16 protein-coding genes are annotated in these 19,902 nt (G+C 54.7%); 7 read left to right on the top strand and 9 right to left on the bottom strand.

Features of this window, described 5'->3' with window-relative positions; all coding sequences use genetic code 11:
* Positions 1 to 6: 6 nt before the first annotated feature.
* Positions 7 to 1,407, bottom strand: coding sequence for an SH3 domain-containing protein (locus L1F30_RS02365; RefSeq protein WP_253358883.1), 1,401 nt, complete (start codon positions 1,405 to 1,407; stop codon positions 7 to 9).
* Between the two features lie 331 nt (positions 1,408 to 1,738).
* Here L1F30_RS02365 and L1F30_RS02360 point away from each other — a divergent pair, with 331 nt between their 5' ends.
* Both L1F30_RS02360 and L1F30_RS02355 read left to right on the top strand, forming a co-directional pair.
* Entirely contained in the window at positions 1,739 to 2,845 is a 1,107-nt protein-coding gene (locus L1F30_RS02360; protein WP_253358881.1) for an N-acetylmuramoyl-L-alanine amidase, read from the top strand.
* A gap of 256 nt (positions 2,846 to 3,101) precedes the next feature.
* A complete protein-coding gene (locus L1F30_RS02355; protein ID WP_253358879.1) occupies positions 3,102 to 3,971 on the top strand; it encodes an ABC transporter substrate-binding protein in 870 nt (289 codons plus the stop codon).
* A gap of 40 nt (positions 3,972 to 4,011) precedes the next feature.
* Here L1F30_RS02355 and L1F30_RS02350 read toward each other — a convergent pair whose 3' ends face one another.
* On the bottom strand, positions 4,012 to 5,352 hold the full coding sequence (locus tag L1F30_RS02350; RefSeq protein ID WP_253358877.1) for a choice-of-anchor B family protein: 1,341 nt from the start codon (positions 5,350 to 5,352) through the stop codon (positions 4,012 to 4,014).
* A gap of 156 nt (positions 5,353 to 5,508) precedes the next feature.
* Between L1F30_RS02350 and L1F30_RS02345 the strand changes: the two genes are divergently transcribed.
* On the top strand, positions 5,509 to 6,270 hold the full coding sequence (locus L1F30_RS02345) for an ABC transporter substrate-binding protein (protein WP_253358875.1): 762 nt from the start codon (positions 5,509 to 5,511) through the stop codon (positions 6,268 to 6,270).
* A gap of 27 nt (positions 6,271 to 6,297) precedes the next feature.
* Here L1F30_RS02345 and L1F30_RS02340 read toward each other — a convergent pair whose 3' ends face one another.
* From L1F30_RS02340 to L1F30_RS02320, 5 genes are all read right to left on the bottom strand, one after another.
* Positions 6,298 to 7,131 carry a hypothetical protein gene (locus tag L1F30_RS02340; RefSeq protein ID WP_253358873.1) on the bottom strand — a complete coding sequence of 278 codons (834 nt, stop codon included), beginning with the start codon at positions 7,129 to 7,131 and terminating at the stop codon, positions 6,298 to 6,300.
* Positions 7,132 to 7,415: 284 nt separating this feature from the next.
* A complete protein-coding gene (locus L1F30_RS02335) occupies positions 7,416 to 9,401 on the bottom strand; it encodes a hypothetical protein (protein WP_253358872.1) in 1,986 nt (661 codons plus the stop codon).
* 2 nt (positions 9,402 to 9,403) lie between these two features.
* Entirely contained in the window at positions 9,404 to 11,095 is a 1,692-nt protein-coding gene (locus tag L1F30_RS02330; protein WP_253358870.1) for a M23 family metallopeptidase, read from the bottom strand.
* A 2-nt stretch (positions 11,096 to 11,097) separates the two neighbouring features.
* Positions 11,098 to 11,961, bottom strand: coding sequence for a hypothetical protein (locus tag L1F30_RS02325; RefSeq protein WP_253358868.1), 864 nt, complete (start codon positions 11,959 to 11,961; stop codon positions 11,098 to 11,100).
* A 610-nt stretch (positions 11,962 to 12,571) separates the two neighbouring features.
* Positions 12,572 to 13,246: a peroxiredoxin family protein gene (locus tag L1F30_RS02320; RefSeq protein WP_253358866.1), complete on the bottom strand. Its 675-nt coding sequence runs from the start codon at positions 13,244 to 13,246 to the stop codon at positions 12,572 to 12,574.
* A 293-nt stretch (positions 13,247 to 13,539) separates the two neighbouring features.
* Here L1F30_RS02320 and L1F30_RS02315 point away from each other — a divergent pair, with 293 nt between their 5' ends.
* The gene (locus L1F30_RS02315; RefSeq protein WP_253358864.1) at positions 13,540 to 13,704 is read left to right on the top strand and encodes a hypothetical protein; all 165 of its coding nucleotides are present in this window, start codon (positions 13,540 to 13,542) and stop codon (positions 13,702 to 13,704) included.
* A 7-nt stretch (positions 13,705 to 13,711) separates the two neighbouring features.
* Positions 13,712 to 14,041 carry a hypothetical protein gene (locus L1F30_RS02310; RefSeq protein WP_253358858.1) on the top strand — a complete coding sequence of 110 codons (330 nt, stop codon included), beginning with the start codon at positions 13,712 to 13,714 and terminating at the stop codon, positions 14,039 to 14,041.
* A 187-nt stretch (positions 14,042 to 14,228) separates the two neighbouring features.
* Here the strand turns inward: L1F30_RS02310 and L1F30_RS02305 are convergent, their stop codons facing one another.
* Both L1F30_RS02305 and L1F30_RS02300 read right to left on the bottom strand, forming a co-directional pair.
* A complete protein-coding gene (locus L1F30_RS02305) occupies positions 14,229 to 15,437 on the bottom strand; it encodes a S41 family peptidase (protein WP_253358856.1) in 1,209 nt (402 codons plus the stop codon).
* A 638-nt stretch (positions 15,438 to 16,075) separates the two neighbouring features.
* Positions 16,076 to 17,521 (bottom strand): amidase, encoded by a 1,446-nt coding sequence (locus L1F30_RS02300; protein ID WP_253358854.1) that lies wholly within the window; start codon positions 17,519 to 17,521, stop codon positions 16,076 to 16,078.
* Between the two features lie 163 nt (positions 17,522 to 17,684).
* Here L1F30_RS02300 and L1F30_RS02295 point away from each other — a divergent pair, with 163 nt between their 5' ends.
* Positions 17,685 to 18,587: a LysR family transcriptional regulator gene (locus L1F30_RS02295; protein ID WP_253358852.1), complete on the top strand. Its 903-nt coding sequence runs from the start codon at positions 17,685 to 17,687 to the stop codon at positions 18,585 to 18,587.
* Positions 18,588 to 18,706: 119 nt separating this feature from the next.
* Positions 18,707 to 19,888: an MFS transporter gene (locus L1F30_RS02290; RefSeq protein WP_253358850.1), complete on the top strand. Its 1,182-nt coding sequence runs from the start codon at positions 18,707 to 18,709 to the stop codon at positions 19,886 to 19,888.
* The last annotated feature ends 14 nt before the right edge of the window (positions 19,889 to 19,902 follow it).

The raw sequence follows: 19,902 nt of genomic DNA, 5'->3' as shown, positions 1-19,902 counted from the left end.
CTTCCGTTAGCGAATTGCTTTTATCGCATAAATACTGTCTATAAAATCCCGTTCGGCCGAAAGCCTAAGCGGCAATAAAGGTGTTACCGACACACCCGACAAACGGCCCTGATACAAATCGCCACGGCCATCGAAGTAGCTCATACCGGTCACATCGTGAATCACATAGGGCGCATTGTTCACTGAGCCTATGTACATCATCACGTGGCCGGGTATGTAAATCAGATCGCCCACCTGCATGCGCGCCAAGGCGTCGAGTTTTTCCGCGCGCGAGGCCGTGGCTAAATCCCATTTTTCGGCAAACTCACTCTCGCCCTGCTGGCCCGAGTTGCGGGGCATTAGCAGCCCAAAGCTCTTGTAAACTTCGCCCACAAATCCCGTGCAGTCGCGGCCGTTATAATCGTGCCCCCAGCCGTAGCGTTCGCCTAAAAACTTGAATGCCTGGCGCAATACATTGGCGCGGGTAAAGGGCAGATGGCCCACGTGCACATCGCGCGAGCGCGCAATGAGCGTAGGTGTCAGGCTCAGCTGCCCGTCTGCGGTGCGCACGGGCAACTGCACTACGTAGCTTGCAAAGGGGTTTTGCCCGTGCACGTTGTGATTCACCTGGGCTGCACTCAATAGCGGCAAACTTACCCCCATATCAAGCGCCACTTGTGAGCTCCGTGCATCAACGGGGTTAAAATTGGTGTGCACCTGGGCACCGGTCACCAAGAGCCGCGGGTGTGCTGCCTCAAAGTCCTTAAGTTGCGCCTTGCTTGCCGTGGCCACCGCCCACTTGGGCAGCCAGGCGGCGTAGTGATAGTTCACCGCAAACCACCAATTGCCATCGGCGCTTTCATGCAACAGCGCGAGCGGCTGGCCCGGAAACACACCGGTTTCCTGCAGGCGATCCAGATCCAGGTCATTGGGCTGCTTGAATATTTTTTCATCGGTGGGGAAGCTTCGCATGTGCGCGCGAGCAACCACCATGCCCCAACGCACGGGCACCTCACCACTGAGCCCCTGGCTATTGGCCGCCGCCTGCCAACGCGCGTAAACCTCTGCACTCACCGGTGTACCATCAGCAAAGTAGCGGGGGCTGCTGGCGGCGCGGCTTACGCTGTTTATCAGGTTGCTCACCTGTTGCGCCGTTAACTTATCAGGCCAGCGTAGAATGCTGTGCATATGCGGGTTATTGGCAAACAGCGCCGCATTAAATTGCGCCACCTCCGCCTCAGACATGACCTGCCCATCGGCCTGCAACCGCTCAAGCCAGAAGTTAACCTCCAGCATTGGCTCGGATATATCTGGCACATCGGTACTAAAAGCGGTTGATTCCGTGGCTGCCCGGCCCGGCTGTGCGTTGCACGCCAACAGGCTGAAAACCACCAAAGCGCCCAGCATTGCGCGGCCGGCGTTTATCATTTCACTGCCCTCATTTGGGTTCTAATCTCTATAGTAGAAGCGGTCGCGCAGCAGGCTACACGGCAAAAGAATACATTATTCAAGCCACCGCTTCAATTACGAATAATACTTTCAAAAAAATGCCGGCTTAACGCCGGCAGAGGGAATATGCTGAATTGACCCCCTGAGAGCGGCGGATCAACAACAATGCTTTACCTCACAGGAATGAGCGCAAGGTGTAAACGCTCGCGGTGCGGTACCGCGAGCACAAATAATGGATTATTCTGTTTATTTAATCAAGAAAGAATATATAATTCCGTAAAAATTGTCAGCCATTTAACCTGAGGTCTTCATGCTGCAAGTTCGTAAAGTGTTGTTACCACTCCTGTGCGCGGGGCTCACCGCCTGCGCCAGCGGCCCCTCCAAGGAATACGTGACAGAAACCGTTGAATCAGCCAATACCAACGAGCGCGTACGGTTTCTGGTAATGCACTTTACCGCCATTAATTTCGAGCGCTCGCTACGGGCATTAACCCAACCTTCCAGCCGGCCGGTAAGCTCCCACTATTTGGTGCCCGAAAACAACGACCCAACCTACCCCCACGATGAGCTGAAAGTTTTTCAGCTGGTGGAAGAACACAATCGCGCCTGGCATGCGGGCCCCAGCCGCTGGGAAGATCGCGAGCAGCTCAACGATCAATCCATTGGCATTGAAATTGTTAACCTAGCCAGCTGCCACCGCCCGAAGGTAGATTTGGAACAGCTTCCGCAAACGGCCGCCACAAGTGACGCGGCCAACCTGCCTCCGCTACCGAAAAGCCAGTGCCTGTTTCCCGACTTCGACCCGGAGCAAATTCAGCTGGTGATCAAGCTGTCAAAGGATATTCTGGCCCGCTACCCCGAAATCACCCCCACCCGCGTAGTTGGCCACGGCGACATTATTCCCTATTTCAAGAATGATCCGGGCCCGCGTTTCCCCTGGCAGCAACTGGCCAAAGCCGGCGTAGGCGCCTGGTACGATGACGACACGGTTCGCCACTACACAGATCTGCTAAGCACGCGCGCCTATGTGGCGGCACTGAACCCAAGTGCGGAAACCGCCCAATTTACCGAGGCCCACACGCGCAAGCCCGGCAAGTTTCGCGCGCAAACGGCCACTATTGCACCAGACCCAAGCCAGCCAGAACCACAGCCGCTTACCCCGGAACAAACTCAGGTGGCTGAATGGCTGGCCGCCTACGGCTACGGCATAGTGCCTGAAACCGCCACCGATCTTGATTACGCGCTGTACGTAAAAGCTTTTCAATATCACTTCCGCCCATGGCAGGTAGATGGCGAGGCCGACATCCAAACCCAGGCAATTTTGTTGGCGCTGCTGGCGAAGTATTTCCCTAAAAAAGTGCCATTGGAATACGGCCTGCCCACGCCCCCGGCTACTCAAGAAGGCGCCGGCGCCTGATTTTAAACATGCTTGCAGCAAGGCCCTTTTCAAAGGGGCCTTGCGCTGCTCAACCATGCATTGCCACACCCCAAACCACACCCGCCCCAACACGCCACCTGCAACAAGTGCCCACAACCAACTGCCGGCAGCCAATAGGCAAATACCGCACCGGTAGATAAGATTGGCTAACATACTAAAGTCACCAAAGGTCTTATAAGGCCACCCGGGCCCAAGGGCCACCACGCTCACACAAGACGCCTAAAGGATTGGCCCTATGCCCGCAGTCGCACCCGGTAAAAGTAAAGTGCCGAGGTTATACAAACATTTGCATGCAAGCTGGGCATTGGCGCTCATGATATTGCTTGGTGCCTGTGGCGACGCACCCAACGCCACGGCACCAAACCCCGCAGCCAATAAAACCGCCCCCAAGATTCCCCAAGTGGTGACATCCGATGTAAAACCCTGGGGCTTTGCCGACCAACAGGGCAAGCACCAGGGTATGTTGGTAGATTTTCAGCGCACACTGTTTGCGCGCGCAGGCATCGAATATAAAAATAACTTGCAGCCCTACCCGCGCGTGATTCACGCGATTTCAACAGGCTATGCCGATGTGGCCGTTATGTTCAGCAGCCCCATGGCAAATGAAGCGGCGGTATCGCTTGGGCATGTACTTACGGTACCCATAGTGATTGTGGTGATGGCCAACAACACCCAAGATTTTAAATCACTGGATGACTTCAACGGCATGGTGGTGGGCCATGTTCGAGGCTCCAAGTACGGCGAGGCCTTTGATAACAACCCGAACTTTGAGCGGGTGAGCATTCCCCATGTAGATCAGGCACTGCGCATGTTAAAAGCCGGCCGCATAGATGCCATGGCCGCCACTAAACAATCACTACTTTACGCCATGCACGAAACAGGCTTTGCCGGGGAATCCCTACGCATTGCGCTGCCGCTGTTTGAGGTGCATGCAGATCTTTATGTGTCGCGCGGGGCCGCCCAAGAACCCTGGGTACAACCCCTGAAAGCCACGCTGGATGCCATGCGTGCCGATGGCAGCTTGACGCCAAGTTTTTATCAAAGCCCGCACTGGCCCTATTTTGAGTTGTGCTTTCACGGCAACCAGTGCATCGCCACCCAATAGCTGGCCCACGTTTGTAGGCCCTTATTTAGTAGCCGAACCGCTACGATTCAAAGGCGGTTTCAGCGCTGGAGCAATTGTTGTCTGCCGGGAAGTCTGTGGCGCCATCGGCGTCGTTATCCAAGCCATCGCTACACTCGGGTATAGCCTCAAGCTGTGGGTTTAAAATAAAAAACTGCCCATCGATATTGGCGGTAATCACCAAGCCACTGTCAAAAAACGGGAACACACTCCACACACCATCAAACAACACGCTGTTATTTTCAGGCCAGGTATCAAAGTAGGCCACTTCACGCAACTCACCCAGCGCCAGGTTACCGTGGCGCAAAATGCGCACACCGCTTGTGTAGTTGGCTTGATAAACGTGATTTCCCTTCACATACAAATTGTGATCAATACTGCCGGTGGTATTGTTAAAGGCACTCACAAATACCGGGTTGTCCAAATCGCGCACATCAAATACCAAAGTGCGGGTATTCACACCGTATTGCTGCTCATCGGTTTCATCGCCCAAAATAAAATAGTTGTGATCTTCGCTTAGCCAACCCTGATGGGTATAACCTACTTGCGGGTAGTTTCTTTTGGCAATTAATTGCGGCGCGGTTTTGTCGGTAACATCCACAAGCGTCAGCGTATCTTCATTGGCACCAAAGCAGATTTCGCGCCCCCGGTAGTCGGTGTCTTCACCCCAGTAAATCGCACATTGCGCATCGTGGGTATAACCATCGCCTTCATAGCAACCTGCAAATACGGGCATATGGGGGTTGTTCATGTCTATCATGTGCAAGCCGCCGCCACAGGTATCAGAGCCCACCACATAGGCGAAATTGGTATCTTCATTAACTACGATATTGTGTGCGCTGCCGAACTCCTGGTAGTGATGAATGGCAGCAATGGTTTCGCCGCCGCTGCGGTTTACCAGATCTTTAATGTGCACCACTTGCATGCCGTGGCCGGGGGCTTCACTTACCACCACCGCATGCTCGTTAATCAGTTTTACATCTCGCCAACCCGAGCTTTGTGTTGCGGTGGGCAGGTAGGCGGCAAACTCGGGAGCCTGAGGGTTGGTCATTCGAATGAAAGCTGTGCCCGTGGTAAGCGCCAGAAACGCGTAATCATCGCCGTTAATTTCATCTTGCCAGCCCCAAATATCAGATGCCTCCACGTTAAACTGCAAGCCTGAAACCCGATCCATATGCAGGCAAGGGAAAGGCCCTGCCATATTATCAAAGCAACTGGCACCCGCTACAGCACTGGCAGTCACGCTGCTATTGCCAGGGTCTGCCGGGGCCGGGTGCACATGGTCACCGCCGCCGTCGCTGCTGCCGCCACCGCCACACCCAAGGGCACCCACTGCCAGCACGCCTACCGCTAACCACTTCACCAAAAACCTCCCACGCCTTAAAAGCTGCACTATAAATCTAACCAAAACACTCTACCCTGAACATCACCTGTGGGGAACACGTACAAAGGCTGCGTCATACAAGTGTCATACTTGAATGCTATATTCACGAACATGCTTACCTCACAAAACCACCCTATGCCAAAAGTGCACACAACGCTTGCGCTACTGCTCATCTGGCTTGCCGCCAGCGCACCTGTACCGGGCCTTGCCCAAACACCGGTTGCGCACTTTGCCTCAGACACCTGGCCCGCACTCATGCAGGAAAACGGCGAGGGGCTGTTTGCAGACCTGATTCATCAGGCCCTGCCCAATTATGCAGTAAGCATTGTGACAACGCCCTGGGCGCGCGCCACACAGTTGCTGGTTACAGGCCAGGTACACGGCCAAATTGGCACCTATCGCGCAAGCCTTATCAATAAGGTAGACCCACAAACCCCGCGCTTTACCAATCGTGTACCTATTTATACCGAGCGGGTAGTTGCTCTATGCCACACGCCAAAGCAAACCGAAAATCTGCGCCAGCACTTGGTGGGCAAACGCTACGCCTGGCCCCGTGGCTACGACTATGACGTGCACTTTAAAGTAAACAAAGACATGGAGCTCAACCACACAGAGCAAGGCATTCGCATGCTGCTGGCCAAGCGGCTGGATTGCTACATAGACGACAAAAGCGACATTGCCCGCGCACTGGCGGGCAATAGAGCGCAACGCCTGCACAGCTACGAGCTGGGCACCCAGGCGCTGTATGTGTCGTTCATTCCATCAGCGGAAAGCCAGGCCATTGCCGATGCCCTGGATGCAGGCCTCACATCATTGCGCGAGTCCGGCCGGGCGCAGGCCTTGTTTAAAAAGTGGGGGGTAGAGGAAAATTATCCCGCTATTGCCTCCCCACACTAGCCATACACAAATAATAAGCCTTTTGGCTCAACCCTGCTCTGCTTGCGCCCGCTCGAACGCCGCAATTGCGGAGGTCAGGTTTTTGTATTCCAAGCTGTTTTGCGGCAGTTGTGTTTGCAGCATGCGGTATTGATCAATATTACTCAGCGTCACAAAGGGGCCCACATGCGCGCTTAGGTGTTGGCGCACAAAGTGGCCACCGGAAGCGATAAGGGTTTGTAACAGCTGATCTATTTCGGCCTGATAGCCTGCCTGGTAGTAGCGCATGAGCTGGGGCATGGCTTTTTCAAGTAACAATGCATCGGTGGAATCTGCCAACAGGTTTTTAAGGGCGGTAAAAGATTCGGCCGAAACGGGTTGCTTGGCAATAAGTGCCAAGGCTTGCGCGCGCACGTGGCCATCCGGTTGACGGGCCGCCTGCGCTACCAAGGCCTGGGCTGCGGCCTCTGAAAGATTGCCGGCATCATAATCCGCTTCTGCCTCACGCAATATGTTCTGCATGGCTTTGCCCACGGCAAAGTAATAGGCGCGGGGATCGGTTTGCGGGAAGTCGCAGGCCTGGGTTTCATGGCATTGGTTTAAATCGGTAAATGCCCGGGTGTAATGCTCTGCCAGTGCCTCGCCATCTTGAGGTTTGGCTGGCGCGGCTTTTTGCGCAACCGGTACGCCTGCCTTTGCGGATGTTGCCGTGGCAGGGCCCGTTTTGGTTTCAGCTAAATCTGCGCCCGCCGCTTGCTTTACCGTTGGCGTGGCATCGTCAACCGGCATCTCCAAATCTTGCAAGGGCGTCGCGCTAAAAAGCAGACCCACGCCAAGCAGCACACCCAGCGCAGTTAAAATTCCCACATGGACTTTTTTCATAGCGTTTGTCTCTCGTTCGAAATGCTAACCTGAAGAAAGTTCAGGGCATTCGCAAGTCTTCCCGTGTATCACAACGGGCAAAGGCACCGCTTGGGTGCCTTTATTCTTTATAAAAACAGTGCCAAGGCAAGGGCATCAAGGCGCGCAGATACCCATATACGCAGATACCCATATACGCAGATACATAGTTACCTATTGACTGCGGCGCAAGGTGCCTGCCCCCAGGTGAAGCCGAAAGGCTTCACCTAGTTGCACTATTACTGGCTGATTAAACAGCTGCCTGCTTAATTACCCCAGGCGTTATAGGCGTAGGCGCTCCAGCGGTTAGAGTAGCAAGCTGCACCGCCGCCACCGGCCACACAGTTGCTTACCTGGCCTTCACCAAAGGGGCCGTATACGTGGGCCACCGAGCCATTGCTGTACTCCACACAATGGTTGCCATAACTGCTGCTGCGGCTCGCGCCATCGGGGCAATCACCGCTGCCGCGAATACTCTGGTACCAGTTTACCGCCCAGCGCTGCAAAGACAGGGTTTTATCTTTAATGGTGACATTCACCGTTGAGGTACACGAAGAACCGCCACCCCAGCTAATGCACTTGTTGGTCATGGTGCTGGTGAAGGGGCCGTAGGCATCAACGCCGTTTTTACACACCATCAAATCAAAGTCGTAGCTGGAACCCGATGGGCAGTAAGGCGCCTGGAACTCGGGAGCTTCACCTTGCAGAGCAACCCAATCTGCAATGGTGTTTTGCGGGCGCACCTGACCTGAGTAAATGTAACCCGTGTCACCGTTGTAGGTTACCTTCAGGTAAACAAGGTTATCGGTGCCTTGCACAGTCAAATCCACTACCGGCACTACTGCATACATGGGCACGGTACCCAGAACTGTGCCGCCGGGCACGGCGCGCAGATTAATGGCATCTTTTACAATGCTTACCTGATCGCCCGCTACGGGAATGCTATAGGGCACATCAGCCGAGGCAATTGTTTGCGTCCAGCTGCTGTAATCCGATTGATTGCCAGCCCAAATGTAGCCGGTGCTGCCTTGGTAGGTGATTTGGTAAAAGCGGTTTTGGGAAACGTTGTCGTATACCACAATGTCTTCCACCTGTACCTGCGTTGAAGCTGGCACCGCTTTGATTAACTCGCCGTTAGGTGTAACGCGCAGATTATTGGCTTGCGAAAGCGAAATAAAATCGCCCACAGCAGCCAGGCCTGCAATGTTATCGGCGCACAGGTTATGCGGATCATACACTTGCTGTGCCACGCCTGTGGTATCGCCGCTTTGCAATTCCAACACCTGATTGGCGTCAAAAGTGCCAAGGTTTACCAAACACGCAGAGTGGCGCATATCTTCTACGCAGTGCAGCACATCATTGGTAAACACACAGGCTTTTTGATCGGCAGTTTCAATCAGTTTGCCAGCCCAGTTACTGGTATCTGCCGGCGCACCCGGTGGGCAGTAGCTGCCACCGTTGGCCAGGCACACCACATCGATGTTGGAATCCGTCTGGCTGGCGTTCACATAGTTCAGCCAGCTTTGCTCATCGTACTTGGTTACAAAGCCCACATCATTGCGTGCCCACACATCGTCTGGATTTGTCCAGCGGCAGATGCGCGACGGGCCACCGTTGTAGGCAGAGTAAGCCGCACGCGCGCGATCACGCCAATTGGTAGCAGAGCTTAAACACCACTCGTTGGGCGCACGCTGCCAGGCGGTAAAGTATTCATCCAGTGAATAAAAAATGTTATTCACCAGCTCCCAGCCTTTACCCTGGTTGGCCGCCAAATAGTGCCAGCGATCATCCACCTGCATTAAACCGTGGCCGTGGCCGTAGTCGCCGCGCATCATTTTGTAGCGGCTATCTTGTGAGGCCAAGCGGTAGTGAGACCAAAAACTTTCCTGGTGGGCAATGGCCAGCACGGCGTGTTTGAAGGCATCCACCTCTGCGCTGGAGGCAGAGGGCTTATTGCGTTCCATGTAGTACTCGCCCGACTCCAACAACATGCCGTAAAGCTCTTGCATGTAGCGGTTGCGCTCGGTGGTAGAATTTTTGGTGGTGTCAAAAATCACCGGCGGGTAGTTGGTGGTTAAATGGCTGTCTGAGCCAAAGGCACTGGCATCGCAACCGTAGGGTGCGATGCCAAATATCCAGTTGCCACCCACCTTGTTGTAGCACTTCCAGTCTGCGGGGGTATCGTTATATTGCGCAACTGCTGGGGCCGCGAAGGCCACCAGCATCAGCGCTTGGAGTATCCAAGCTTTCATTATTATTGCTCCTGTTTAGCGTTGGCACTTTCGTTAAAGTTGCCACCTACGCGGAGTTGATTGCCCTCTTGATCGGTGTAGAGCACCCAGTAGCGCTGTGATTGTTCGGCCACACAAAATTCCTCGCGGGCATCGCGTGCCAGCGGGTAGTTGCGTACCTTGTTGTCAAAAAATACGCGGCGCAGGCCGTTGCCCGAGGCGTCTTCTGTAACCACAGCCCAATTCACAATGCAATTGCCGTTAGCGCACTGGTTTTTGGGGTTATCTGCCAGCGCGAAGGCCGCTTCAAGCACCCATTGGCCTTCGACGTTTTGTACGCGTTTGATATCTGCATCCACTTTGTTAGCTGAAACGGCTTTGTACTCGTTCAACTCAGAGCGCGAAACTTCCGCATAATCACCCACATCCATGCGACAGCCATCGGGGCGCGCGCTGCCGGCCGGGGCACTGGCAGAGGCGGCGCCAGCTGGCGGAACGTAACCTGCACGCCAGGGTTTGATCGGGTCGTAATAGCAAGAGCGATAGCCGTTCTGGCAGCTGTTGCCGGTAGCCTGATCGCCAAAGTAGCCGGCGCTTCTGCGCTCGAAGTGCAAATGCGGGCCGGTGCCGCAACTGCTATTGGGGTAGGCTGAAATAGACGCCAGGGTTTGGCCCTTGCTGACACTTTGTCCTTCGGCCACCGACGGCGAGTTCAAGTGCACGTACCGCCACAGCGTGTTGTACTCATCTTCCAGATAGAGAATGTAACCACAGCTACTGGAGAACACGATATCGGTCACTACACCGTCTTGTGTGGCCGAGGCCGACATGCCGTTGTATTTGTAGATATCCTGGCCGATGTGCGGGCTGGTGCCCACATTGCGGCACACACACCAGCCGCTTCCCAAAACGCCATCAGGCATTGGGAATTCCCAGGTTTCCGCCGTGCCCGGATCAACGGGCTGGCCCATGTTGGTGTGCTCAAAGTACACATAGCCTTCGTTGAATGCACAGTTGTCGATATCCGGAATGGATACTTTGTAGTGCACGGCATCGGCATCCTGTACCGGAATGCTCGACACATAAGTACCCACCGGCAGCGCGCATTTTTCTGCGGCCGTTAACTCGGAGGTTTGCGCTGTGCTGATTTTAAGATCGGTAGCGGTGGTTACACTAAAGGCTTGCGGCCCACGCACACTGTGGCCTTCGTAAACGTAACCGTTGCTGAATCCGCACGCGGCCGGTGCATTTTCAAGCTTTACGTAAAAGTGCGCGGCACTGGCGCTGCCAATAGACTGGCTACTGGTGTAAACGCCAACGGGCAAGTCGCACTTGCTGCTGGCCGGCAACTGGCTGGATTGCACCGCCTGGGTTTTGAAGGTGGTGTCGTAATGCACCACCAGGGTATTGGCCTCGGGTGCCATGTGAGGTTCGTACACATAACCGGAGGTCAAGCTGCAATTGGCCACTTCGTTTTCAAGGCTTACCTGCAAGTGCGTGCCCGATACAGTGGCCGAGCTCACACTCACCAAGGTGTTTTTAGCCACTAAGCACTTTTGGCTGGCGGGCAGCGAGGAGGATTGCGCGGTAGACACTTTCAAGTAAGTGTCTTGCTTGGTGACATAGGTATCTGCTGCAGCTTGCGTGCCTATTCCGGCCAGAGCCAGGCACGCAAATGGCAGCAGCCATTGCGATTTATTGTGATATTTTTTCATGATTAGGATTCCGTACAGAGGCATTGAGCCGATGAACTTTTTACGTCAGAACGGCAAGTCAATGACGTTGAGCTAACAAAGGTGGGCTTGCCGTTAACGGTAGTAATGCTCACCGGTTCAGACTCACCATTGATTTCACCTTCGAAGATACGAGCGCCCGCTACACCTCCCTGGGCCTGGTAATACTCCTGAATTTGTTGCAAATATTGATAGGTTGCCAGCGTATCTTTATGGCGCGGCGGCGCCTGCGGCAGCGGAATTTGCGACACCTGCGCCTCAAAGCGCGGGTCGGTAGATTGGAATAATTCGTAGCGGTAAGTGGCCGGCAAATCCATTTCCCACAACACGGTCATTTGCAAATAGCTATCAGGCAATTGGAAAAACTGCGTAATAGATTTGAAGAACATGTTGTTCGGGCTGTGGGCACTGGTATCAATGGCGAACTGCTTTTTCAGGCTCTCCTCCAGGGTGTTTACCCCCTCAAAAGCCGGCAGCTCTGTACAAGACTCCGCCAACTCCAATGCGGTAACCGAGGGCACAAAGTGGCGCGCATCCAGCATGGCCACCGGCTCGAACCAATGGCTTTTGTCCAGGGATTCCGCGCTTACCGTGCGGCTGTATTCATGATCATGGCCATGGCCAGCATGGCCGGGCTCGTGTTCGCCAGCCGGCGCTGCTGCTAAAGCCACACCCTGCGACGGTGCCTTGCCCGCAGCTTTCGCTGCTTGGTCGCTAGCAAGGGCTTGGCCAGCCGTACTGCCCTGCACAGGCGTGTGTTCAGGTGAATTTTCAGCAGGCCAAAAAAGCACGGCGCCTACGGCCAACAGCGCGCCCATAAAAAGCGCTGCACGAAGTAATGGGTTCATAGCATCCCCGTTTTATTTTTCTGGTTGTGTAAACTTTTCAGGTTTTACATGGCCGCATGCACTGGCCAAGCGCCTGGCAAGGCCTGCGCCTGCCGGTAACCCAAAGTAAAAGCTGCGCGGGCGCCCAAGGCGCCAGCAAATACCTAAATTTCGATTTCAGAGCCCGGGGCACCGCCCTCGAAAAGCACTGCGTTTTCACTGCTACAACGGATGGAGCGCCAAAGCGCCTGTGAGACACGAATGTCAGACGTAAATATTCTTATTAAAACTTATATAGGAATAGATTATTCCATGCCGACAAAATTGCAAGGAAATATTCCAGTCAATTGAACTTTATGGAATTTAAAATTCTATTTTGGCGCGCAATTCAACGTAACCACCGGCAAATGGGCATGCTGGGCGGCCAGAAACAGCAGCTGAGAGGCAAAAAGGTACGGCCGCGCCCCTATGGCGGCAGGTGCAGACTCTTTGAAATCCCGTGTGGCCCGCCTACCTTTGCATCAACAAGGCAGGTAGCAGCGAATGAAATGGGGCGAGGGGCGTTGCATTCCCGCAGCAGGGCATGGCTGGAATGCAACTATCAAAGCGTCAACTTCGGCGTAATGCCTGGCTATTTCAACCCGTCGATCACGCCAAGTAATTGCGGGACGGAAGGGCGGGATTTGTAATCTTCAGACACATGGGCCCACTGCACTTTGCCTTGAGGGTTCACGATAAACGCCGAGGCGAGCGCAAACTTGTGGTGGGTTTTGCCAGACCACTGCTCTACATCAATGCCATAGCCCTTGTAGGTTTCTACCAGCTCTGGCGAGAGCGTCATTACCACATTGAATGCCTCGTGGGCAGAAAGCTCCGGGTCTGCCAGCACAGGAAATGGGATCTCGTACCGGCGCTGGGCCAGGGCTGCGCCGTCTACCTTGTCTGCGGAAATCAACACAAGCTCCACATTGCGCTTGGCAAATTGATTGTAGGCCTCTGTTAGCTGGCGAATTTGCAGGTTGCAATAGGGGCACCAGCCACCACGGTAGAAAATAACCAGCAGTGGTTTACCCGCCGCCAGCAAATCCTTTTGCGATACCGGCTCACCAGTGTGCGCCGATGCCTTAAAGGCCGGCACCGCCGTGCCCACTGCCAGGCCCGCGCCGCCATCGCGCAACCCAAGGGCCTTGGCCTCGGGCGCCGAGAGCTTGCTGGCATCAGGTAACTTGGGTAGTGCAAGCTCCGCCGCCTGTAGCGGCAGCGCGGCCAGGCTAAGCAGAAAGCAGATTGCGAAAGATTTCATCATGGTATTGCCCTGTATGGTGTGTGAGTTGGCTTGGATGAACAAACGGCTGCTATGTTACATCCCAATGGGGCAAGTTGTGTTTATTTCAACTGGCGCCTTTTAGCGCCGCGAGAAGCCATACTTTTTCTGTGCGATACCGGCGCACCTTTCAGCCCTTTGGCCATGGCCCCGCACAGTCAAACCCACGTGACAAGCTGCAGAAATAAGCCACTATTTGAGCCCAGGGCTCGCTGCGCTACCATAGACGCCTAACTACTCAGATTTTTGACCATTTATCGCAAAGGTGCGGCGCCATGACCAACACCCCCTGGTATAAAAACCCTGAAATGCTTGTGGCGCTTTCAGCCCTGTTTATCGGCTTGCTTACAGCAGTTATTTCTATTTATTCGCGCCTATGCTCGCGCATCCGTATGGCCAAAACTCGAGATTTATCGCAATTTCAGCGGCACAGAATTTAGTTACGCGGTGTATAACAAAGGCACAGGCCCAGCCATTATTCACTATGCCCAGGTGAGCCATGCAGGCAAGCCCGTTCAGCGCTGGGCAGAGCTGCCCGCCTTTAACGATATTACCCAGTCGCACATTGGCAACGTCACCATACCGGCCAACACCTCGGTTACCCCCTTGAGATACCAAGGCAAGCAATTGGAACAAGTACTTGAAGTAGATGCGAGCACCCGTATTTCGCTGTGTTATTGCTCAATTTATGACGAATGCTGGCTGGTGGATCGAAGCAACCGCGCGCAACCTGTAAACACCTGCCGCACAGGCAACGAAACCTATTTCCTGCAGTAGAGTTTAAATGGGGAAACAATGCGCAGGGCCACGCAATACCTCCCATGAGTTTACGAGGCTGAAAGAATATATTTTGTGCCATTCGGCTGTGAATAGCTTAAAGCAAACGGACCTGTTGCTCGCATAAGCTAGTTGGCTTCGCCCATCAATTGCAGGTATACATCCGCCCGTGGGGCAATAACATTCATTACTCAACATCCTTCAAGGCTTTTAATACATGCGCCCGCAACGATTCTTCAGTATGGGCGTTGAAATCGATAAGCAGATCGGGCACATACACTTCATTGCTGCCCCTCAACCTGCCACGCCATACTTTTAACGGCATTCTTAGCCGGTTACCACTTGGCAATCGAAAAGCAGGCGCTTCCATATACAGTGTATCGCCGCTTGTGGCCTGCCCAAAGTGCCTGACGCCAGGCACTGCCAACACCGTATCTGCGAAATCCAAGCATGCACTGGCACAACGATTATCCGTTAACAACACAAGATCTCCGGAAAACTTTTTAGGCCGTATATTCATTTCCTGGAAGGCTTCGCGTTGCCATTGGTGGTAGCTATTACCTGCGCTCACCCATGCCTCACCCTTGGCCTGTGCCGCCTGCATTGCCGCCTTTAACTGCTGGTAAAATCCAAGATCTTCGTTGTCTGGGCCGTAGGCAGCCTTTAAGAATTCAATGGAACCCTCTATACGGGCCAGAGCGTAATCGGAGACCCGCCACTGTGCATATGCCAAGGGCAGCTGCGCCTGCTGCTGTTCGCTTAACTCAATACCACCTGTAGCAGCCTTGAAGATGCGATCGCCCAATGTTGAGCTGCCGCCGTCATTGCCACGCACATCAAATACCAGTGTATGGAAATAGGGTAATGATTCTATAGCCGTCAACATCTTTTCAAACACATCGGCAGATGCAGCATTGAGTGAAAAACTGACAAGCCGCACCCATAAAACACCATCTTGGTAATCATAACCGTTGGCAGCACCCGCCCGATTACCGCTTGCAAGTAGCCCTATCAGCTCACCCAATTCCGTTGCCTGATAGCTCAGTGAATAGGTTTGCGCCCTCCCCAAGGGAGACCGAAAAACACAGGTTTTAAATTGGCTTTTTAAGCTATGGACGATGGTAAAAGCTGTTTTCGCAGCAGGATAGTGATCGGTCGCTTTTCGCAGTTCTACATAGGGCGCCCAATGATTGGCCACTAGATCAGCTACCGGCTGACCATCACACGCTATCAGCTCGTCGTTTAATTCAGGCAGTGGCACAGGCCACTGCCTCATACGCGCATTGACAAACAGCCGCTCGCCCTCTGCGCGCAAGCCGACGCCTGGCGACAATGGGGCATCACCATGAGGGCGCACATCATCAGAAATGGCAAGGTGGCCATCTTTAAAGGCCACTAGAAATAAGCGCGTCACACTCAATGCAGATTGATAATCGTATACGTCTGGGAGCGTTGAACGCGCCAACTGATATTGCCGCTCCACCAAATCTACGAAGCCCGGATTTTCTTCATCTATCATGCCGGGATGCGCCTGCTTGATAGCAAGGTAGGTTGCCGTTAAATCCCTTTCTGCTTCAACCCGCCATTGAGCGGGGGTAACAGCTTGCTCCGCCTGCAAGGTGCCACCCCCAGCACACAATACAAGTGCCAGCGCCCACCTGAAAATACAGCGAATCATTGCCGACTCAAAAAAAGTGGGCTGCATCTGCCAGCGAGATTTATCAGCGGCCGGAGCCATAGCCACATTGAGTGTGATTCCAAACACTTTTGCACTCGCATGCAACACCCTTTGCGCCACTGTCTGCCCCATCCTTCCCTGTTTTTTATAACTTTCTGCGTTCAGACCTGCCGCACAAATCTGGCGGCATGAAATTTGAGTATGAAGTTTGAATATGAGATTTGAAATTGTTGCTTAAGAGAAAAATATTGTCAGTAAGCGCGGTAAAGCGTGTCAGCAACAAAGACGCAGTACATTTATAGGTGCATCCAAGCTACTATAAAACAGCGAATCCTCTAGCGCTTATTTAGGTGACATTAAACCGTGGCGTGCGTGGAAATACTCGGCCTTACACCCTGCGCAAAGCTGTTGCCAAAGGCGCGCTCAAGGTGCCAGCCTACGGCCACTACGTCGGCTTCGCGGTAGGGTTTGCCCACTAATTGCACACCGGTAGGCACACCGTTATCGGCCACGCCTGAGGGCACAGAAAGCACCGGGCAACGGCTTAGGGTATTGAAGGGGTAGGTCATGAACCAGCCTTTAACAGGCTCTACCAGTTCGCCGTCTACCCGCATTTGATCTTTGCTGTAATCGTAATCGGCGGGTACCTGGGTGGTGGCAGTGGTGGGGCAAACCAGTAGGTCGTAGCGCTCAAAAATAGTGCTTAGGGAATCCCACATTTTTTGCGCGTAGCGATCAGCTTGCAACACATCTTCAAGGGTTACGGCGTCGGCAAGCTCCAGGTAGCGGCGCGCGTAGCTTGTCATTTGTGCGCGCTGGTCGGCAGCGCCGTATTTTTCGCGCACCATGGTGCCTAGCAGGCTGCCCTGATGCACTTGGGCCGTGCGAATGCATTCGCTTGTCCAATCCATTTCCACCAACTCAACCACCGCGCCCAGCTCGCGCAGCTTTTCTGCCAGCGCCAGGGTGTTGCGGCGCACATCGGGCTCCAGGCGGAAAAACCCGAGGTCCAGCGAGAGCGCCACGCGCTTGCCGGCGAGTGCCGGGTAGTCATTGGGCAACAGGCGGGTATCGGGTAACTGGGAGGTGATGTCTACCGGGTGCGGGCCGGCCACCTGGTTGTACATGAGAATCACGTCAGCTACCGAGCGCCCCATAACACCGTGGTGCACGTAAGGGTCTGCATTGTAGGGCGGCATTTCCGGAATGCGCCCGTAAGATGCCTTCAAGCCCACAACGCCACACATAGCCGCCGGAATGCGAATGGAGCCGCCGCAATCGGTGGCGTTGGCAAGCGTGGTAGAACCCGCTGCCAACATGGCCGCCGAGCCGCCAGAGGAGCCGCCCACGGTCACTGCCTCATTCCAGGGGTTACGGGTTACGCCCCACAAATCAGACCAGGTAAACCCCGCGCAGGAAAACTCCGGCGTGGTGGTGCGCGCATGCACAATGGCGCCGGCGGCGAGTAACCGCTCGGGCACCGGGTCTGTCACATCGGCCAGATTATCCACCATCAGTTTCGAGCCGTTGGTGGTCACCTGGCCCTCGATGTAGGTTTCATCTTTGATGGCCGTGGCCAGGCCTTCCAGGCCACGGGCTTCGCCGCGCAGCCAGCGGGTTTCCGCGGCGCGGGCTTGTTCGAGTGCGCGTTCGTTAAAGCGAAATGAGGCCGCGTTAATGGCGGGCTCTGTGGCATCGGCCCGGTCGATCAATGCTTGCATAAGCTCCACGGGCGACAACTGTTTGGCAGCAAACAGCGTAAGCGCCTCTGTGGCAGAGAGATAACACAATGCATCAGACATGACCGAACGGGACCTCTAGGTGAAAAAATCTGTCCTTTTCGTGCATTGTAGAGATATAGGTTTCAGTAGTAAGTTAAGACCCATCGCCAAAACCGATAGATGCTCGCTAAGCTCACCGGTTTAAAAGATATAAAATCCAGACACTATGCGGACATTAGCCAATATGACAGCCAAACAATTCAGTTACCTGGCACCCGAGCAGCTGGAAGCCTTTGAGGTAACCGCGCGGGTGGGCTCTTTTTCAGCGGCCGCCCGCCAGCTGGGCAAAGCGCAATCCACCATTTCGGGGCTGATTAACAATCTAGAGATAGACACGGGCCTTGAGCTGTTTGACCGCTCCCGCCGCGAGCCCATGCTCACCGAGCACGGCCAGTCGCTGTTAAATGACGTGCGCGCGGTGATGAATGCCTTTAACCGGCTCGACGCCAAAACCCGCAGCCTTACCGCCGGCGTGGAAGACAGCCTGACGCTGGCCATCGATGAGGCGGCCATTAGCCAGGGCCAGCTAAGCGCCACCCTTGCGGCATTCAGTGAAAGCTTTCAAACCGTTAAGCTGCAAATTATTCTGGCACCGGAATCCGAGCCTGCGGCGCTGATTAAAAGTGGCCAGGCAGACCTTGGCTTGATGCTCGCCTCAGACGACTACCCGGAAGAGTTTGAATTCAAAGGCATAGGCACCACCTATTTTGAAGCCGTAGTGGGCGCCGCGCACCCGCTTGCACAATTGAGTGAAGTCTCGGCGGCAAGCCTTCGGGATCACCTGCACCTGCGCATTGGCGCGCGCAATTCAACGGCCAAGGCCGCCAGCGATTTCAGCCACCGGGTGTGGCAGGTAGATAACCACCACCAATTAATTGAACTCGTGCGTCAGGGCTTGGGCTGGGCATCGGCTCCTTCGCACCTGGTGCAGCGCTATTTGGCCAACGGCAGCCTGGTAAAACTGCCCACCAGCTACCAACTCACGCCCTTTCCTCACGGGGTGGATTTAATCTGGCCACAAAGTCGCACATTAGGCCACGCCACACGCTGGCTCATTGATGCCCTGGCCAAACAGGTGAGCAGCTAAATGCGCGCCCGTTTACAGCTATCGGGCCTGCCGATAGCTGTTCACTCGCAGCCCGTTCAGGCGCATTAGATACTCGGAAATTACCCGCTCATTCATACAATAAAATACGGCACACAACTATGCGCACCACTCCCAACCATTGGCAAAGCCTAACCAGCCTTTTATTCATTGCGGTGATGGGTGCCTCCATCTTGACGCTGCTGCCCTTGTGGGTGGGCGCGCTTTCCGATGCAGCGGTATTTAACCAGCAACAAATCGGCTGGCTGGCCGCAGCCGACGTGATGGGCATTTTTGCGGCCACCGTTTCCGGCCTGTTTTGGGTGCGCCGCATTGGCTGGCGGCTGCCAACGCTTGCGGGCCTGGGCGTGTTTTTTATCGCCAACCTGCTGAGCCTGGGCCAGGAAAATTTCGCCCTGCTGATGATCACCCGCGTGCTGGCGGGCTTAGGCTGCGGCACCGCCTACGCCATTGCGCTGGCAAGCCTTGGCGATCACCGGCGCCCGGATTTTGCCTTTGGCTTGATGGTTACCGCACAAGTGGCCTTTGGCACCCTGGGGTTTTTCGTCGTGCCCGGCATAATTGATTCACTGGGTGTGGCCGGGTTTTTCCACTACTTAAACGGCTGGCTCATTTTGGCGCTCGTTGCCTGTGCAGTGTGCATGCCGGTATCGCAAAAGCCTACCAGTACAAGCGATGTAAAAAGTTTGCTGGGCCTGTTCAACCTCAATGCCGTGCTGGTATTCAGTGCGGTGGTAATTTACTACTGTGGCGTTTCCGCTGTGTGGGCCTACCTAGAGCGCATGGGCGTGGCACTCGGGCTAGATGGCCAGGCCGTGGGCAGTTTGTTGGGCACGGGCTTTGCCATTAGCGGGTTGGGCTCACTGGCCGCGCCTTGGGTTGCACAACGGCTGGGTAAATCGCTGGCCTATGCCGGCGCCACGCTGGTTCAAATTGCCGCCATGCTGTTGCTACTGGGCGACGACATGCCGCTTTCTGTGTATGGCCTTTATGCCGGCAGCACCATCGTGTTCCAGTTTTTCTGGAGTTTTGCCGTACCCTTGCTGATGGATCAATTCAACAAAGTCGATGCCACAGGCCGCTTGATTGTGTTGTGCGCCAGCGCCTTTAAAGTGGGCGAAGTGGCCGGCCCCCCAATGGCGGCGGCACTGATTAACGGCAACGATTACAGCGGCGTAATTGGCCTGGGCGCCGGCTGCATGTTGGCCTCTATCGCCTTGGTGCTGCTGGTTGAAGCGCGCACAACCAAGGTAGCCCTGGCACCTAGCGCCCGCCACTCCTGATGCACAAAAAATGG

This window comes from Simiduia sp. 21SJ11W-1, from assembly GCF_024138675.1.
Taxonomy (GTDB): Bacteria; Pseudomonadota; Gammaproteobacteria; order Pseudomonadales; family Cellvibrionaceae; genus Simiduia.
Note: the sequence above shows the minus strand (reverse complement) of the source record. Positions and strands in the feature narration are given on the sequence as shown.

Excerpts from the sequence above, each read along its gene's own strand:
- L1F30_RS02340 (WP_253358873.1), bottom strand. The coding sequence starts at position 7,131 with ATGAAAAAAGTCCATGTGGGAATTTTAACTGCGCTGGGTGTGCTGCTT.
- L1F30_RS02355 (WP_253358879.1), top strand. The coding sequence starts at position 3,102 with ATGCCCGCAGTCGCACCCGGTAAAAGTAAAGTGCCGAGGTTATACAAA.
- L1F30_RS02325 (WP_253358868.1), bottom strand. The coding sequence starts at position 11,961 with ATGAACCCATTACTTCGTGCAGCGCTTTTTATGGGCGCGCTGTTGGCC.
- L1F30_RS02365 (WP_253358883.1), bottom strand. The coding sequence starts at position 1,407 with ATGATAAACGCCGGCCGCGCAATGCTGGGCGCTTTGGTGGTTTTCAGC.
- L1F30_RS02320 (WP_253358866.1), bottom strand. The coding sequence starts at position 13,246 with ATGATGAAATCTTTCGCAATCTGCTTTCTGCTTAGCCTGGCCGCGCTG.
- L1F30_RS02360 (WP_253358881.1), top strand. The coding sequence starts at position 1,739 with ATGCTGCAAGTTCGTAAAGTGTTGTTACCACTCCTGTGCGCGGGGCTC.
- L1F30_RS02295 (WP_253358852.1), top strand. The coding sequence starts at position 17,685 with ATGACAGCCAAACAATTCAGTTACCTGGCACCCGAGCAGCTGGAAGCC.
- L1F30_RS02290 (WP_253358850.1), top strand. The coding sequence starts at position 18,707 with ATGCGCACCACTCCCAACCATTGGCAAAGCCTAACCAGCCTTTTATTC.
- L1F30_RS02330 (WP_253358870.1), bottom strand. The coding sequence starts at position 11,095 with ATGAAAAAATATCACAATAAATCGCAATGGCTGCTGCCATTTGCGTGC.
- L1F30_RS02300 (WP_253358854.1), bottom strand. The coding sequence starts at position 17,521 with ATGTCTGATGCATTGTGTTATCTCTCTGCCACAGAGGCGCTTACGCTG.
- L1F30_RS02315 (WP_253358864.1), top strand. The coding sequence starts at position 13,540 with ATGACCAACACCCCCTGGTATAAAAACCCTGAAATGCTTGTGGCGCTT.
- L1F30_RS02345 (WP_253358875.1), top strand. The coding sequence starts at position 5,509 with ATGCCAAAAGTGCACACAACGCTTGCGCTACTGCTCATCTGGCTTGCC.
- L1F30_RS02335 (WP_253358872.1), bottom strand. The coding sequence starts at position 9,401 with ATGAAAGCTTGGATACTCCAAGCGCTGATGCTGGTGGCCTTCGCGGCC.